The organism is Shewanella sp. 1CM18E (assembly GCF_023161665.1).
In the GTDB taxonomy this organism is placed as follows: Bacteria; Pseudomonadota; Gammaproteobacteria; order Enterobacterales; family Shewanellaceae; genus Shewanella.
In genome coordinates, this window is sequence record NZ_JALNTW010000021.1 from 17,464 (window position 1) to 33,950 (window position 16,487).

The following is a 16,487-nucleotide window of genomic DNA, read 5'->3' on the forward strand; positions in this document are numbered from 1 at the left end:
GTGACGGGCAAAAATTATGCATCTGATTTGAGCATAATACTAATTGGTATAATAACAAAGGTAGCAGACATGGAATTAGCTAACCCTATATCGCCAATCACTCAGGTTACAATTAAGCCAACGAATGCAGATACGGTCTTGTGGATATGGGAGCATTTAGTGCCTTTTTCTGTCCCTCCCACTAGCTTACAAGGCGAAATCATTAGAGTGCTAGAGTTGCTAGCTTGGGAAGCGCAGGCTAATAGTAATTTAAACTGGGATGACAGTTTTGATGAGATGCTGATTTTCTTAAGGAAAGCGTTTCTTTCGGCTGAGTTTCCGTTAGCACAACACTTTAGTATTGAAACTAGACTTTCTATAGAAGCTGACATTAATCGCTTAGCCAATTTTGTACTGCCAACAGAGCTAGACAGCCGTATTTTTAGTGAAGAACAACCCTATATTAAAGATGATCTTTATGACCGCTTGTCGGCTTACTTAGTTGATTACTGCCGCGCTTATCCGCAAATTATTCCCTACCACAATGTGAAGTCTTAAGTATGAGGGCTTGTCATTGTTGAGTGTGATCTAGGTCACGTATCTTATTGCTTTGTAAAGACTAGTTGTAAATTTACATTGTAAACAATTTAAATAAAATTAAACAAAAACAATCACAAGCAAAATGTAAATGTATCAGTATTGAAACAGATGTTGCTTTGCTAATGAGAATCGTTATCATCCTGCCGCATAATACTAAAGTGGGGTTAATTGATGAAACATTTTCGCTATTCAATGTTAGCAATTGCATGCGCATCAACATTTTTACCAGCGATGGCTTACGCAGAAGAAGCAGTGCAGGGACTTGATAATGTAGAGCGTATTACGGTTTATGGCCGCCAGAATCAGGTGGTGATGAATTCAGGTTTGGCGACCAAATCTGATATGTCGCTAATGGAGACACCAGCTGCAGTAGTGGTGGTGGATCAAGAGCTTATTCAAGCGCAGGCAGTCACTAACCTGCAAGATCTCGTGCGTAATATCAGTGGTGTAACTCAAGCGGGTAACAACTATGGTATCGGCGATAACTTAGTGATCCGTGGTTTAGGCGCTAACTACACTTACGATGGCATGTATGGTGGTGCGGGCTTAGGTAATACCTTTAATCCGACGCGCTCATTAACCAACGTTGAGTCGGTTGAAGTGCTAAAAGGTCCAGCAACAGGGCTTTATGGTATGGGCAGTGCTGGTGGTGTGATTAACTTAATTGAAAAGAAACCCCAGTTTGAAGCTAACCACAGTTTTACTGCCGAAGTCGGCCAGTGGGATACTTACTCTCTTGAAGTTGATAGCACGGCGGCCATTACTGATGATTTGGCTTATCGCGTTGTGGCTAAATCGGCACGTAGCGATGGTTACCGTGATATTGGTACTGACCGCGATGAAATCTATACCTCACTTAAATATGTGGTCAATGACAGCCAAGATCTTACTTTTGCTGCTACTTATATCAAAGATGCCATTGCTGTTGACTCAATTGGTCATCCTATCCGTATTTTCAATGCTGAATCTGTTGGCGGTAAAACTGCCGGCGAAGTGACGTGGGAAGATTTAATTAATGATCCGAATAACAAGGGCATTCAGCTAACAGAGGCACAGCGCAAACAGCTTGCAGACTCGTTGGCATCAAGCGATGGGTTAACCCCTTATGCATTTGGTCACGCAGGGATTATCTCGCCAATGGCGAAAGATAACGAAGGCGAAGAACTCCGCTTTAAGCTGACCCATAATATCTATTTTAGCGATAACCTATTTTTGAATCAGCAGCTGCAATACCGTGATTACACGTCAGGTTTTGCCCGTCAAACCGGTGCCTACAACTATGTTTATTGGGATCGAGGTGGCGTAATTAATGCCGATCCACGTGCGCCGCTAGTAGAAGACGATGTGCTTTATCCATTTGCGGCGCGTCGTCAAGAGTATCGAAAAGTAGATGCTGATGAGTCATCTTGGCAGTACTTTGCCGATCTTCGCTATGACTTCCAAATCGGTGATATCGACAATGAATTATTGATTAATGCCAACTATGAAGATAGAACCATTGCATTTAAACAATACTCAATTTATGACGCAGATAAAGTAATAAAAGATGACGATGGTAATACTATTTACCAAGGCAGCCTGCCGTATATTTACGACATTCGTAATCCAAACTGGGGTGAGGGCAGCTTTGAGGATTACGACCCACTACTGACCAGTAACTATGATAAAACCGTGAGTGCATGGGGCGTTGGCGTGCAGCATGTAGGTTATTTAGGTTATGGTTTTACATCGCGCATTGGTGTGGCGTTTAACCAAATCAAACAAACTTACGAGCATTTAGGTGTTGATCCGCGTTATAGCTCAAGCCGAGCAGCGCCAACACCAGAGGCGGATACCACAGATGATGGCATTACTTACAACTTAGGTTTGACTTACATGCCAACTGACGATCTATCGTTCTTTGTTAACCACTCTAAAGGCCGCACAGCTTATAGCATTCTAGGTAGCATTGCAGGTAATGATACTGATAGAGATGACAGCGAGTCTGTCAGTGATGACTTAGGTATGCGCTTTAAAGCTTTCGATGACCAAATGTTGGCATCATTAGTGTTGTTTAAGAGTTCACGTACTAACTTGCAATACACTAACCCAGATTACGATGAAGGCGTTTCAGGGCCAAGCGTGCCTAAGTACTACTACAACGGTAGTGAAGAAACTACAGGTGTTGAGTTTGACATGAACGCACACCTTAATGAGCAGTGGATGGTTAACGTTAATGCGGTTTACCAAGATGCTCGTGATAAGAAAGATCCGACTCGCTCAAGTTACGATACCCGCCAAAAAGGTGTGCCTTATGTAACAGCAAGTGCATGGGTGACTTATGGCGCAGATTGGTTCTCGCTTGCAAGCCCTATCAATATTAGCCTTGGTGCTAATTATGTTGATGAGCGCAGCACTAACTCAACCTCATTTGGTATTCCTGATGGTTATGTACCAAGCTACACAGTGCTAGATACGGCTATTAGCTATGATGTTGATGACTGGAAATTACAGTTAAACGTTAATAACTTATTTAACGAAGAGTATTACAGCAAAGCTATGTTCTTAGGTGGTATGCCAGGTGAAGAGCGTAATGCTAAGCTGACCTTAACTTATCGTTTATAGATGGTTGTTGGTTGTTAGCAAGGATGGTGACAGCGATATAAGTAAATAAAAAATGCAGCCATTGGCTGCATTTTTATGTTTTAACTAAAACTTACTGAGCTTAGAACTGGTAGTTCACGCTTACATTGAAGTAGCGACCCGGTTGAGTGAAGTCTTCTTTGTCTAGGTTCATGCTGGCACCAAGTAAGAACACAGACTGACCTGCAACGTCGGCATAGTCGATATACTCTTTATCGAACAGGTTATAAACACCCGCTCTTAGCTTCCAGTTATCGTCAATGCGTAGGCCAAAGGTTAAGTCCATAACTGCGTAACCGTTGGTGCCGTATACTTCATTGAACTGTTCTTTTGGAATACAAATGCCCATGGCACAGATATCTTCTTGAGCAAGTTCGATATCGTTAGTGCGGCTCATATGGTCGGCCCAGCGCACAACAGCGCCAAAGTCAGCTTCCATATCGGCAATATCGGTATACCAATTAGCACCAGCGTTACCTTTTAATGGGCTCACACTGTTGAGGTAATCGCCGTTTTCATCTTCACCATAGGTGTAAGAGATATTACCCCAAAGCTCAATGCTATCAGTTAACCAATGGTTAATTTGCGCTTCAGCACCGTACAAAATCACTTCATCGCGGTTGTAGTACTGGTACTTGAACTCCATTGGCACCATTACTGGAGGCCAGCCTGGAGAAATGCTTGGTGGCTTAAAGCTCACATACTGCCAGTCGATAAAATCTTTTGCCTGAGTGTAGAAAGCGGTTAGCTCGTAGTTAGTGTCGCTGTGGTTACCGCGAACGCCAATTTCCCAAGTATGTGATTGTTCTGATTCTAAGTCATAGTTTGCTTGAATAAGTACATCTGTCATTGAGCCTGCGTCAACTTCTAGCTCACCCCATTTTTGGTCTGGTGTCGGCATTTTATAGCCGTAAGCGTACTGACCATACACACTCACTGAGTCTGATAGTTGATAAACTAAGCCCAATTTTGGTGACCAGAAACTGTCACTCATAGATTGGAAATCGGCGGGGTCTTTACCTGCATCAATCGCTTGCTGCTGATCAGGGGTGTTATCGAAATAGTCATAACGTAGACCGGCGATCAAGTTTAAATCACCATCAAGCAAGGTCACATCGTCTTGCACAAAAATACCTAGACGCTGACTGTCAGTGGCGGCAAAGGTAAATGGTGTTGTGGTGTCGCCTGTTATTGGATCATTGACTTCACGGTGGCGAGACATTGTTGAGAATTCATAGTCCAAACCATAGGTGATTTGATGACCATAGCTGTCACCACCAATATATTTACTAAAGGTACTGTTGATACCAATGCGCTCATCTTCAAAGTTGTAATCGCGAACTTCGTTTAGACCGTATAGATCTTCTGGCTTAGCTTTGATGGTGCCAAAGTAATCTCTGTGCTCTAACTGCTCTGTTTTACCAAAGTAAGCGGTTACTGTGAGTGAGTCGTGCATTTGCGTTGGCTTGCTTGAAACCAGTTGTAACGCACCATTGATAACTTGGGTATCACGGTCAGTATCGATGTTTTCGTCTAGCGCGCCAGTCTTATCATCAAACTCGTATTCCCAGCGCTTAAGCGTTTGCTCTAGGTAATCTAGCGTTAGCTGCACTGAGGTGTAGTCATTGAAGTGATATTTGCTTTTAAACAATACGCTGTCTTGTACTAGATCACTGTCAGGCTGAGTGTCGTAGTAGTTAGGAAGCTCTTCACCTGTGCGGTGTTGGTAGGTTAATAGGTTTTCAAAACCATTATAGGCTGCCGCACTGGTAAAGCCGGCGCTGTATTCGTTGTTAATACCGCTATAGCCTGTGTTTAGCGATACGTAATAGTCATCGCCCATTAGGTAATCGCTGGCATCTTTAGTGCGCATCACCACAACACCACCTAATGCATCTGAACCATACATGGTTGATGCAGCAGCTTTTACGACTTCAACTTGCTTTAAGCTTTGTACTTCAGTTAAACCACGGCCGGTGCCTTCAGCGCCAGGACCAAGCGGCGAAGCGTATTGGTTGTTAACGCGCACGCCGTCTTTAACCATCATTACACGGTTACCACCAATACCACGAATGGTTACAGAAGTCGGTTTACCTGCACCACCTTTCACGGCAATTGCAGATTCATTTCTGAATAAACTACCAAAGTCATTACTCATGCTTTTTTCAATGGCGTCTTCATCAATCACCATGATTGAGCCAGCAACTTGTTCAATTTCTTGTTCCATACGCGAACCTGAAATAACAATCACCTCTTGCACTTTGGCATTGGCTTGCTGATTTGACTGATCATCTACCTTGGCCTCTTGAGCCTGAGCGTTGAGCGCTGTACTTACGGCAATCGCCAGTACACTAACTTTGAGCTTGTTCATTAAGCACCTTAACTTATTAACCAAATGAGAATTATTCTCTTTTTAAACGCGCGCTATCTTATACCCTTATTGAGGTAGGATCTCGTACTGAAGGACGCAATTTCTAAGGTTTATTAGATTAAAAAAACAAATCTTGAAAGCAGATCACATTTTCAAATTTAGCTTCAACTGCTGATGTGTTTTATTTAAACAGGAGTTCACATTCACTCTACTTGTGTATCCCAATGTATCTCTGGTGGCACTGGCTATATTGGTTTATTTATGATCTTGATGAGTAACAATCTGTTTACAACTTAATGTGTTGTGTTAGCTTAGAAAGCAAAATATTGTTAGCTATAGACTTTTAGAGGCATTTAAGATGAGAACACCGATAATCTCCTCCCTAGCGCTGTTAATTAGCTGCTCGTTAAGCGCATCGTGTTTTGCAGCTGATTTTGCAGAATCAACAGCCGAAAAAATGCCACAACTTGAAGCCCTATATACCCATTTACATCAGCACCCTGAACTGTCTTATCAAGAGCAAGCAACCAGTGCGCGTATGGCTAAAGAACTCAGGGAATTAGGCTTTAAGGTGACGGAAAAAGTTGGTGGTTATGGCGTAGTAGGTTTACTTAAGAATGGCGAGGGGCCAACAGTGATGATCCGTGCCGATATGGATGCGCTGCCTATAACAGAAGAAACCGATAAACCTTATGCCTCAAAGGTTAAAGTCTTAAATGCCAATAACCAAGAGGTGGGCGTAATGCATGGTTGTGGTCATGATATTCATATGACCAGCCTTATCGGCACCGCGCAGCAGTTAGTTGCCAATAAAGAGAACTGGCAAGGCACATTAATGATGGTGGCCCAACCCGCAGAAGAAGTGGGCGGCGGCGCGAAAGCCATGTTAAAACAAGGCTTGTTTACTGACTTTGCCACACCAGATTATGTACTTGGCCTGCATGTGAGTGCTTCAATCCCTGCAGGTAAAGTTGGAATAACGCCGGGTTATGCGTTAGCTAATGTGGACTCAGTTGATATCACGGTTAAAGGTGAGGGCGGCCATGGTGCTTACCCACATTTAACTAAAGATCCGGTCGTGTTAGCGTCGCGCATAGTGTTAGCGCTGCAAACGATTACCAGCCGCGAATTATCACCGCTAGAGCCAAGTGTGATTACCGTTGGCTCAATTCATGGCGGCTCAAAACACAACATTATTTCAAATGAAGTGAAGTTACAGTTAACGCTGCGCTCGTATAACCCACAAGTGCGGCTTGAGCAAATTGCTGCTTTAAAACGGCTGACTAAAGGCATTGCGATAAGTGCTGGGCTTGATGAACCTTTGTATCCAGAGGTGTATGTACACGAAGATGAACGCATTCCCTCAACCTATAACGACCCAGCATTAACCAATAAAGTGCAAGCGAGTATCCGCGCAGAGATTGGCGTTGATAATGTGGTAGAAGCGGATGCGGTTATGGCTGGAGAAGACTTTGGCTTATACGGTTTGACTGCAGAGAAACGACCTATCACTTTGTTTTGGTTAGGCGCTGTGCCACCGAGCGATTACCAACATAGTATTGAAACTGGTGAGTCGCTGCCATCGTTGCATTCCAGTCAATTTGCGCCTGATTACCCTACAACAATTCAAACAGGTGTCAGAGCCATGAGTCAATCTGCTATGGACCTCTTTAACCAATAACTGTTGAACCAATAACAGGCACATATGCGTTTGATGCTCTGTTAGTGAATGAGGGGGAAGCCAAAATCTAAATAACAGGGCATGGCGCTGAACTATTCAAATCAAGGTTAGCGTTTATCTTCAATTTTAGATAATAACGCAAAGGTCTGTTGATGAAGTTGAGTGAGCTTTTTTTGGCTAACAATAACAACTGACTGGCTTACAGCATCGTAGGCTTGTCGGTAGTTATGTTCAATAAACTCAAGCTCTGCAAGCTTGTTTAATGCACTAACTTGATCCGCTGCTGATCCTGACCTTTTGAGGTAATCGATTGCAAACTCATATTGAGTACGAGCCTGAGCATAACGATTAAGGCGCTGATTAATATGCCCCGACCAATTGGCGATATAGCCTAAATATAACCAGTCTTGACTCTTAGCGGCAGCACTCCTTGCTTGAGACAATAAACTTAACGCGAGCTCTAATTGGTCGCTCTCGAGTTTGGCTTGCGCCTCAATAAATTTGAGTCTGGCAAGCTGACGAAAATGACTTGGTTTTACCTGTTCAGCTGCTTGCTCAAGACGCTTTGAGGCTTGTTCTAGCTGCTGATCCTTCAGCTCTATTTGTGCCAATAACCGACTGGCGACAATGTTATTGGGCTCTATGTTTAATAGTGTTGTTAACTTTGCCTCGGCAACATCAACTTGATTATATTGAATGGCTTTAAGTGCTTGAACTAGCGTTTCTGTAAGCCAGTCTTGGTCGGTGGTTTGGGTAAATTGGTTAGTGGTTGATTGCTTTATTTGTTCAATTAGCTTGGTTTGGAGCTGTGCAACCGAATCAGCTTGCAACACTCCTTGGTCAATTTGGTTTTGACTAATGAGTCGATAATTGAGCTGTAAGTTTGGGGCGGTTGTAAGGGAGGCTTCAACCATTAAAGCTGCGCCGGAAACAACAAGTAAACGAGTTAGATCTATCGGTTGCTGATCGCCAATAAAGCTGGACGTTTGAGTCAGTAAAGCGATGACATCTTCTGCAAGTAATACCGGAGAGTTAGCTGATGTCCCTAGCTGATTTATCACCTGCTCCATGCGCGTATAAGACTGCCAATCTAATTCATTGCTTGGCTCAGTTTGGACAATAGGCAAGATAATGATTGTGCCATCAGAAAGCGTTGGTTTTTTATTAAATGAAAGTGCTATGACAACAGCGATAAGCAATAGGCTTGTGGTTAAGACCAGTAGAGAGGTTTTAGGCGATTTGCTTATTAAGTTTTTGATAGATGTAGACATAAAATTCCTTTTTATTTGAGTTAAGTATAAACAACTCAAATAAATAAGGTAGTGCTTAACTGTTACTTTAACTGTGAACTTAGGGGGAGTTAGGTGAGAGAGTCAGCTTAGGGAATTAGCTAAAGGAGTAAAGATAGGAAGAAAGTGGTTTTCGTTCTGGCATGTAATGCCAGAACGAATCGACAAGTGAAAGTATTGCTTACTTGTTTAGTTTAGACTTTGAAAAAGCCCATGGATCTTGCGGCAAAGGCTTATTTTGGGGCTCAGCTCTAGGTGCTGACTTATTGTCTGAGCTAGTGCCTTTGTTATTTCGGTAGTCATCACGATAGTCATTACTGCGCTGCTTAGGCTTACTATCGCGTGCAGGTTTTGCTCGATCAGTGCGTGGCTTTTTATCACCACTTGGAGCTGGTTTGTTTTTAGGCTTATAGTTTAAAATTGAAATAGGCACTTCTTTACGTGGTGCAAAGCCTTCAATTTCTCTACGCTCAATTAAATGGCCTAAACGGCTCTCAATCATACATAGGTTTTTAAAGTCATCTTTTGAAACAAGTGCAACAGCTTCACCGTTAGCGCCAGCACGACCTGTACGACCGATACGGTGAATATATTCATCAGCCGGGTAAGGTAAATCGTAGTTAATCACCAATGGTAATTCATCAATATCTAAGCCGCGCGCCGCAATACCCGTGGCGATAAGTAGGCCGATTTTGCCTGACTTAAAGTCAGCCAGAATTTGTTCACGCACTTCTTGGCTGCGGCCGCCATGAATACATTCAGTAGTAATACCACGCTTTTCAAGCTGACTAACCAGCTTGGCTGCACCTTGTTTGGTTTCAATGAAAATAAGCGCCTGTTGCCAGTTATTCTCTTGAATTAAATGGCTCAGTAGTGCCGATTTTTTGTCTTTATCAACGGTAACTAACCACTGCTCAATCTTAGGTTTGTTGTCAGTGTTATGGGTTACTGAAATTTCGATTGGGCGAGTAATCGTCGCTCGCGCTAACTCTTTGACTTGGCGTGAAAGGGTGGCTGAGAATAATAGACTTTGTCTGTCGACTGGCAGTTTTTCAATGATCTTATTGATGTCTTCAATAAAGCCCATATCCAGCATTCTGTCGGCTTCATCAAGCACTAGAATTTCTAGCTCATCGAAATGAATCGCACGCTGAGTATACATATCGAGTAAGCGACCTGGTGTGGCAACTAGAATATCGACACCTTCAATCAAGCGCTCGCGCTGTGGCTTTGAGTCGACACCACCATACATAGCCATTGAGTTTAGGCTTAAATGCTTACCATATTGGCTAATATTATCTTCAACCTGCACAGCAAGCTCGCGAGTCGGCGTTAAAATCAGGGCGCGAATACGCTTTTTGCGTTGGGTTTCCGCTTGACTCAGCATCTCTAAGATTGGCAGCACAAAGCTTGCTGTCTTACCTGTACCGGTTTGCGCTGCGGCAATTAGGTTACGCTGACTTAAAATAACAGGGATTGTTTTGGCCTGAATAGGAGTCGGGCTAGTGTAGCCTAGCTCTGTTACAGCTTTAACAATAGGAGTGCTTAATCCAAGCTTAGAAAACGGCATGCGAGTCTCGATTAGGTATCTGATTTATCTATTGCAGTTATCGGTTTGGCGCAGAATGACGCTGATAACTGTGTTGCTGTTTGCCATTATAACAGCATGTCGCCAAATACGCTTTAATGATGTTGCTTTGCCAATTTCAGCAGGTATTTTTAAACGATGGTTTTGCCCAAGCTAGTTAACAAAGAGCTGGCAAGGAGCCAGCTCTTTGTTTGTTATACCCGTAACTAACAGCCTTTTGGAAATATCCATACTTCGACAGCGCCATTTTTACTGCCAAAGTCATCACCAGATGAACCCGCAGTTGAAGGTGCTGTGTCTTGAGTCGGCGCACTGTTACAGGTAGTGGCAGGGATCACCGACCAGCTTCCGCCACCGGCTCCGGCTCCACCGTCACCAGCACCACCGCCGCCATAACCACCACCGCCGCCACCGCCACCAGAAGCGGTAAAGCTATCATCTGCATTGCCACCTCTACCATCGGAGCCTATATCAGGATCACCATTGACCCATTCACTATTGCGGCCTAAATAGCCTTGTCCGCCTTGGCCACCAATACCGTCTTTGCCATCATCTGCGCCATTGCCACCATTACCCCATTCATCAGTGCTGCCACCGTCGGCAACATCAATAATGGCTTGGCCTATGCCAATCGTTCCTTGACCTATGATCGATGAGGCAGCAACACCACCGGCACCGCCATCTGTGCCATCGTTAAGCCAGCCAGATGATTCACCACCGCCACCACCACCGGCAATCAGTATGACATCGTCTTCAAGTGAACTAGGGCTACTTTCCGTGATCATGACTAACGTCGACGAACCGCCGTCACCATCGATATTACTCAATGTGCCATTTTCACCAAGGAAGAAGTTAAATGATGTTTGTCCATAATCATCGAGGAAATGAGAAAGGGTTGTGACCGTTGAAGCAAAACCGCTTTTACCGCCGTCACCACCAGAGGTCCAAAGTCCACCATTTGAGCCAATACCACCTTCTCCACCCCAAGCCAAAATGGCCATAGGAGAGTCGTTGTCCAAGGTGGTATCAAACGATGAGCTAACCTGACTAAAAATATCAACAAGATTCACAGAGGTAATCAGCTCGGAAGTATCTTTTGCTTCACAGCTTTCTATTGGAGTAGCACCATCAACACCGCCGTACTCTGTGGTACAAACTTCTTTATCTATCGCAGGTAATAAACATTTATAGACAGTGTTGCCATCATCGGTAACGTCTTGCTTAACTGAGTCGCAAGGGGCTGTTTCAGCAACAGGAGTTGAATTACAAAAGCCGACAGAGGTGATATCGCAAATGCCGCCATCTATCCATGTCGCGCCAACAAGATTAGCGTTATCAAAATCAGTGTCTGTAACCGTCGCATTATCAAGATCGGCTGGCGATAGTTGCGCGCTGGAAAAATAAGCACCAGTTAAATTGGCATTACTGAGATCGGCATAGGTCATTTCTGAACCACGAAAATCACCGTTACTCATGTCGGCGCCACTAAAGTTAGTGCCTGTGAGCGTTGACTCGAAAAGATCGACATTAGTTAATATGGCATCACTTAAATCTGCGCCTGACAAATCTGCAAATGTGAGTGTGGCATTATTTAAGTCTGCGCCCGATAAATCACAATTTTGACATGAATTGGTGGAAATAAGTGTGGTTACATTATCATCGCTAGTATCAGCATAAGCAGGGCTTATCAGAGCATTGCTAATTGTCGACAGTAGTTTGGAAACCATGGAATAGTTGACGCTATTGCCGTCTGACTGCGAACCATTATCAGGCGCTGTTACTAAAAAGGTTGTATCAGTGCTTTCGACATGCTGACCGTGGGTCAGTACTAGCTGATATTCCCCCGCAGGTATGACAGCCGATACACACTCATCATTGGCTGTAATACTTAGCACTTTCTCGCCATTACCATTGCTTAGCACCATGGCGTGATTTGAATCGCTATTAGTATCTTCATAGCAAAATGTATGCTTGAGTGTGCGTGAATATTGGTAAGGGATAAGGTCTGAACCTGACTCGCCGTTGGAGTCTCCTTCTACGGTAGCCGAAGGTGGCTCAAGAAACAGAGCAACTGTGCCTTGTTCGGGATTGGCACGTAAGCGACTATTATTAGCAAAATCTTTTTCGGTTAAAAGCCTTGATTGTATTTGAGTATGATTGTCGTCACTATCACAAGCTGTGACGAAAGTAAGAGAAAAAGTTAACGCCAATAGTCCGTTAAACTTTTTGTGGTAACCGTTGATAGTCTGCACGTTATCTTCCTTATTATTGAACAGATTTCTTGAAGTGGTAGGTTTTAAGTCATTGTAATTATGAGCTATTAATCTTTGTAATATTGCTAATGCCGAACTTAGGAGCAAAACAACGACTATTTGATTTTTGCCTATAATTGGTCTTGGTGCTATACGGCGCAAATGACTGTTTTATTCGCTTCGGACTTATTATCATAGTCATCGATTTCTTCTACTTTAATGGTATATTGCGTTACTTTAATTTCTTTACCCATCTTGTTGATACCATTGAATTTTGAACAGAAATTTGATGTTTCATTTTCTATTTCTGCAAACTTTGAAGTTGAAGTTGAAGTTGAAGTTGAAGTTGAAGAACAGCCACTAAGGGCAACTATAATAGAAAGCGCTAGAATAGCGGTGAGGCTGTATTTCATTACTTATCCCTATGTAGTAACGGCTTATTACAAAGCAGTGCCAAAATCGTCCAGTTAAAATTCAGCTAATGGCTAAGCTAGCCAAAACATTTACCAGCTTGATATAGCATGTTATCTACTATTTATTTCTTTTATATTTCTCCCGTAAAGCCAAGCGCCTTGATGGGGATTTGCTACAAATCTTTCTCGAGCATTATAAATTTAGCATGTTATCAAAATGTTGCTGTCTTATCGAGTGCAGAACCACCTACTTTAGTCACTTTAATCATGAAGAAGTTAGCAGTTGAAGTTTCGTGAGCATCAAGTACTGCTTTCTCCGCACCATACACGGAATACTGAGAGATAATGACGTTATCAATCTTTAAAACGATAGGCAGGGGACAAATTGGCTTGTTTACAGGATGCTACTTGCTATGGCCGAGCTACAAGAGCTTTGCCTTTCGTAAAAAGTTATAGGGTTTCAAAGAAGTGTCTGCAGATAAGGTCGTTTCTTCACATCTGACCCATAGGGATAAGGGAAATGTCATTATGATGTAGGGAGCATCATTGACCATGTGATCACGACATTCAGACATCCTGTCCAGCAACCGCTGCAGGCGATTGATAGCTACGAAGCTACAAGTTCAAGCATTCTGCTTAGTAACACCGATTCTAAAATAAATGCAATCACCTTCATTCCAAGGCGGCTATTTCATTGTGACTTTACCACCAACCATTTTAAAAGCTGGTGCGCCGCGAATAAGTGTGTCACGGGCAAAGATTTGCTCACAGCTTGGGCATTGACATGGGGTTGTGGTGTAGTCATCAACAATGCGTTCTTTAAAGCATTTAACTAATGCACCTTTGCCGCCTTTTCGGTATTTAAAAAGTTGGGTTTTACATTTAGCGCAATAGATCTCAACGGTTTGAGTTGGACCTTTTTTATTAGGTTTCGCCATTAATTTCTCTTCAGCGCCAGAATTTACAGTCGGCTAGTTTGCCATAAAACTCATCTAATTAAAGCGGTATTAATAGGCTTACACTCAGTAACTACATGCAGTAACGATAGCCTGTACTAGTAGCATCTTATCGTTAGGTATTATTTAGCTATAAAATTAAGTCCGTTATTAGTGCTGAGCTTTGCAGCTAAGATAAAATTCAAATGAGTGTTTAACATTGTTGTAACGCAGTTTAAGATGGCAATTAAATAAATGTTTAGCATAGATAAAGCGCAAGTCTGCGCAGGGAGCAGCTAAAGCAATGCATAAAATAATAAAAATAGCGGTTATAGCTACTGTTACTTTGGCAGTGATTGCTGCATTAGGAACTTATTGGGCATTTTCATCAAGTCTGCCTAAGCTCAGCCATTCGGTGAACTCGGATAGTATTAGTAACAAAGTCTTGTTGGAACGTGACCGCTTAGGTACAGCAATTATTAGCGCCGATCACCGTCAAGATGCGGCTTATGGTCTTGGTTATGCTCATGGACAAGATCGCTTTTTTCAAATGGATCTTCTTAGACGCAATGCTGCGGGTGAACTCGCCGAGATCTTCGGTGAAAAAGCTCTTGATTTAGATAAGCGTCGGCGTTTCCATCAATTACGTAAGCGCGCCAACATTATTATTGAAACGCTACAGCCGCAACATCTAACCTTGCTAACCACTTATGCTCAAGGGGTGAATGATGCACTAGCGGCACAAAGTATTGATTCGTTTGAGTATCTGTTAATAGGTGCAAAACCTAAACCTTGGCTGCCAGCAGACAGTTTGTTGGTTATTTTTAGCATGTATCTCGATCTACAAGGCAACACCATAAAGCGTGATTTAGCCTTGACCCAAGTTGAACATCTGTTTGGGCCAGAAATGCGCAAATTTGTAACACAGCCAAGCCATTATCAAGCGGCATTGGACTCGAGCCTTATTGCGTTAGATAGCAGCAACATTCCTGCGCTCGATCCGTTATTACTTAGCCAAGCAGTTGCTAGGGACATTATTGAGCCGGTAGAGGTCGGCAGTAATAATTGGGCGGTGACATCAGCCTTAACAAGTAACGGCAATGCGATGTTGTCTGATGATATGCATCTGTCTTTTGCGGTGCCGATTATTTGGTATCGTGCTCAACTTAACTACAAGCTGCAAAATTCGAAAGTTGCTCAAGTGCAAGATGTGCAGATCACTGGGGTGTCACTTCCGGGCGCGCCAGCAATTGTTGTTGGCAGTAACGGCAAGGTTGCATGGGGCTTTACCAATGCGTATATCGACACCGCTGACTGGGTAGCTATTGATGCACAAACGCCAGTTTATATTGAAAATGAAACCATAGCGCTAGCTGATTCAGAGGTTAACTATGAAATTGAAATCTCACCTTATGGGCCGGTAAAGCAGCTTGGCGAACAAAAATACGCGCTTTCTTGGGTGGCACATCAGCCTTATGCGGTTGATATTCAGCTGGTGGACTTAGACAGTATTACCAGTGTTGAAGCTGGGCTTGAGTTAGCATCAACTATGGGGATCCCGGTGCAAAACATGTTGCTGGTAGATGATTCAGGTAATGCGGCATGGAAACCTGCAGGCGCTTTTCCCGCGAGAACGAATCCGAGCAATGTGGCAATAGCACCTATTGAGTTCCAACCTGTTAATTGGCAAAAGCCTAATCAGCAGTTACCGCAAGTGGTTAACCCACAGCAAGATAGATTATGGTCAGGCAACTCTCGAGTCGTATCGGCTAAGATGCATGAGCAACTTGGTGATGGAGGCTACGCGCTAGGAGCAAGAAGCAGCCAGATTAGAGATAGGTTATTTGAGTCTAATGTTTTTTCGATAGACGATTTTTATCAGCTGCAACTAAATAATCAAGCGCGCTTTTTACAAGACTGGCAAAGTTTATTATTAAGCTTGCTTGAGCGTGACCCGAATCGTTATGCGGATGATATAGAGCAGGTAAAAAACTGGCAGGCTTGTGCTTGTGCAGATTCTGTTGGCTACACCTTAGTGCGTCATTTTCGCACTCAGCTTATTGATAGCACTTTTGCGCCACTTGAAACTGAGCTTGCAAAATCATCGTTGAGTTTAGCTCCAATAAAACGCAGCCTTGAGCCGGGAATGTGGCAACTTATTGAGCTTCAGCCGGCAACTTGGTTGCCAAAAACATATAAAAATTGGCAAGAGTTTATGTTGGCTAGCTACGTTGAGGGCCGTGATAAGTTACTTGCTAAGCATAGTGAGCAAGGGCTATTAACCGATCTCGCTTGGGGCAAGGTGAATCAGCTTAATATTCAACATCCGTTTTCTAAGCAAATGCCTGCACTGAGTGGTTTGTTAGATATGCCAGTTGTTGAAGGTTTTGGTGATAGCTTTATGCCTGCGGTACAAGGAGCGTCATTTGGTGCTTCTCAGCGCTTTATTGTGCAAGCTGGTGATGAGCAGAATGCGATAATGACTGTGCCCGGCGGTCAATCTGGACATCCTTTGTCTGAGTTCTATCGAGCAGGGTTTGATGAATACGCGGCTCAGCAAAATACGCCATTATTACCGGGGAAGACAATCTATCAACTACAAATTTTACCAAGCGATACTGACTAAGGCTCTGAACGGATAGCTTGTAAACAGGTGGCTCTAAACAGCTAGATTCTAAACTGCTAGCTTGATGCATAATTGGTTTAATAAATAGTAGGCCTGATTGATTGCTAGCTTAATAAATAGCTGGTTTGATA

At 43.2% G+C, this 16,487-nt stretch carries 10 protein-coding genes; 4 read left to right on the plus strand and 6 right to left on the minus strand.

What is annotated here, in order from left to right; genetic code table 11:
• Positions 1-69: 69 nt before the first annotated feature.
• Entirely contained in the window at positions 70-537 is a 468-nt protein-coding gene (locus tag MSG37_RS19370; RefSeq protein ID WP_248472311.1) for a hypothetical protein, read from the plus strand.
• A 213-nt stretch (positions 538-750) separates the two neighbouring features.
• A complete protein-coding gene (locus tag MSG37_RS19375; protein WP_248472312.1) occupies positions 751-3,183 on the plus strand; it encodes a TonB-dependent receptor in 2,433 nt (810 codons plus the stop codon).
• 100 nt (positions 3,184-3,283) lie between these two features.
• On the opposite strand, the gene MSG37_RS19380 is transcribed toward MSG37_RS19375, so the two are convergent.
• Positions 3,284-5,572: a TonB-dependent hemoglobin/transferrin/lactoferrin family receptor gene (locus MSG37_RS19380; RefSeq protein WP_248472313.1), complete on the minus strand. Its 2,289-nt coding sequence runs from the start codon at positions 5,570-5,572 to the stop codon at positions 3,284-3,286.
• A 358-nt stretch (positions 5,573-5,930) separates the two neighbouring features.
• Here MSG37_RS19380 and MSG37_RS19385 point away from each other — a divergent pair, with 358 nt between their 5' ends.
• Entirely contained in the window at positions 5,931-7,253 is a 1,323-nt protein-coding gene (locus MSG37_RS19385; protein ID WP_248472314.1) for an amidohydrolase, read from the plus strand.
• Between the two features lie 107 nt (positions 7,254-7,360).
• On the opposite strand, the gene MSG37_RS19390 is transcribed toward MSG37_RS19385, so the two are convergent.
• The 5 genes from MSG37_RS19390 to MSG37_RS19410 form a co-directional block, all read right to left on the minus strand.
• Positions 7,361-8,524 carry a hypothetical protein gene (locus MSG37_RS19390; protein WP_248472315.1) on the minus strand — a complete coding sequence of 388 codons (1,164 nt, stop codon included), beginning with the start codon at positions 8,522-8,524 and terminating at the stop codon, positions 7,361-7,363.
• Positions 8,525-8,723: 199 nt separating this feature from the next.
• On the minus strand, positions 8,724-10,112 hold the full coding sequence (locus MSG37_RS19395) for a DEAD/DEAH box helicase (RefSeq protein ID WP_248472316.1): 1,389 nt from the start codon (positions 10,110-10,112) through the stop codon (positions 8,724-8,726).
• A gap of 224 nt (positions 10,113-10,336) precedes the next feature.
• On the minus strand, positions 10,337-12,382 hold the full coding sequence (locus MSG37_RS19400; protein ID WP_248472317.1) for a pentapeptide repeat-containing protein: 2,046 nt from the start codon (positions 12,380-12,382) through the stop codon (positions 10,337-10,339).
• 149 nt (positions 12,383-12,531) lie between these two features.
• Positions 12,532-12,795, minus strand: a complete 264-nt coding sequence (locus MSG37_RS19405) for a hypothetical protein (RefSeq protein ID WP_248472318.1) — start codon at positions 12,793-12,795, stop codon at positions 12,532-12,534.
• 686 nt (positions 12,796-13,481) lie between these two features.
• Positions 13,482-13,733, minus strand: a complete 252-nt coding sequence (locus MSG37_RS19410; protein WP_028768033.1) for a hypothetical protein — start codon at positions 13,731-13,733, stop codon at positions 13,482-13,484.
• A 301-nt stretch (positions 13,734-14,034) separates the two neighbouring features.
• On the opposite strand from MSG37_RS19410, the gene MSG37_RS19415 reads away from it, so the two are divergent.
• Positions 14,035-16,356: a penicillin acylase family protein gene (locus MSG37_RS19415; RefSeq protein WP_248472319.1), complete on the plus strand. Its 2,322-nt coding sequence runs from the start codon at positions 14,035-14,037 to the stop codon at positions 16,354-16,356.
• The last annotated feature ends 131 nt before the right edge of the window (positions 16,357-16,487 follow it).

Bases quoted from the DNA above. Each gene is read 5' to 3' on its own strand.
- MSG37_RS19370 (WP_248472311.1), top strand. From the start codon at position 70: ATGGAATTAGCTAACCCTATATCGCCAATCACTCAGGTTACAATTAAG.
- MSG37_RS19375 (WP_248472312.1), top strand. From the start codon at position 751: ATGAAACATTTTCGCTATTCAATGTTAGCAATTGCATGCGCATCAACA.
- MSG37_RS19380 (WP_248472313.1), bottom strand. From the start codon at position 5,572: ATGAACAAGCTCAAAGTTAGTGTACTGGCGATTGCCGTAAGTACAGCG.
- MSG37_RS19385 (WP_248472314.1), top strand. From the start codon at position 5,931: ATGAGAACACCGATAATCTCCTCCCTAGCGCTGTTAATTAGCTGCTCG.
- MSG37_RS19390 (WP_248472315.1), bottom strand. From the start codon at position 8,524: ATGTCTACATCTATCAAAAACTTAATAAGCAAATCGCCTAAAACCTCT.
- MSG37_RS19395 (WP_248472316.1), bottom strand. From the start codon at position 10,112: ATGCCGTTTTCTAAGCTTGGATTAAGCACTCCTATTGTTAAAGCTGTA.
- MSG37_RS19405 (WP_248472318.1), bottom strand. From the start codon at position 12,795: ATGAAATACAGCCTCACCGCTATTCTAGCGCTTTCTATTATAGTTGCC.
- MSG37_RS19410 (WP_028768033.1), bottom strand. From the start codon at position 13,733: ATGGCGAAACCTAATAAAAAAGGTCCAACTCAAACCGTTGAGATCTAT.
- MSG37_RS19415 (WP_248472319.1), top strand. From the start codon at position 14,035: ATGCATAAAATAATAAAAATAGCGGTTATAGCTACTGTTACTTTGGCA.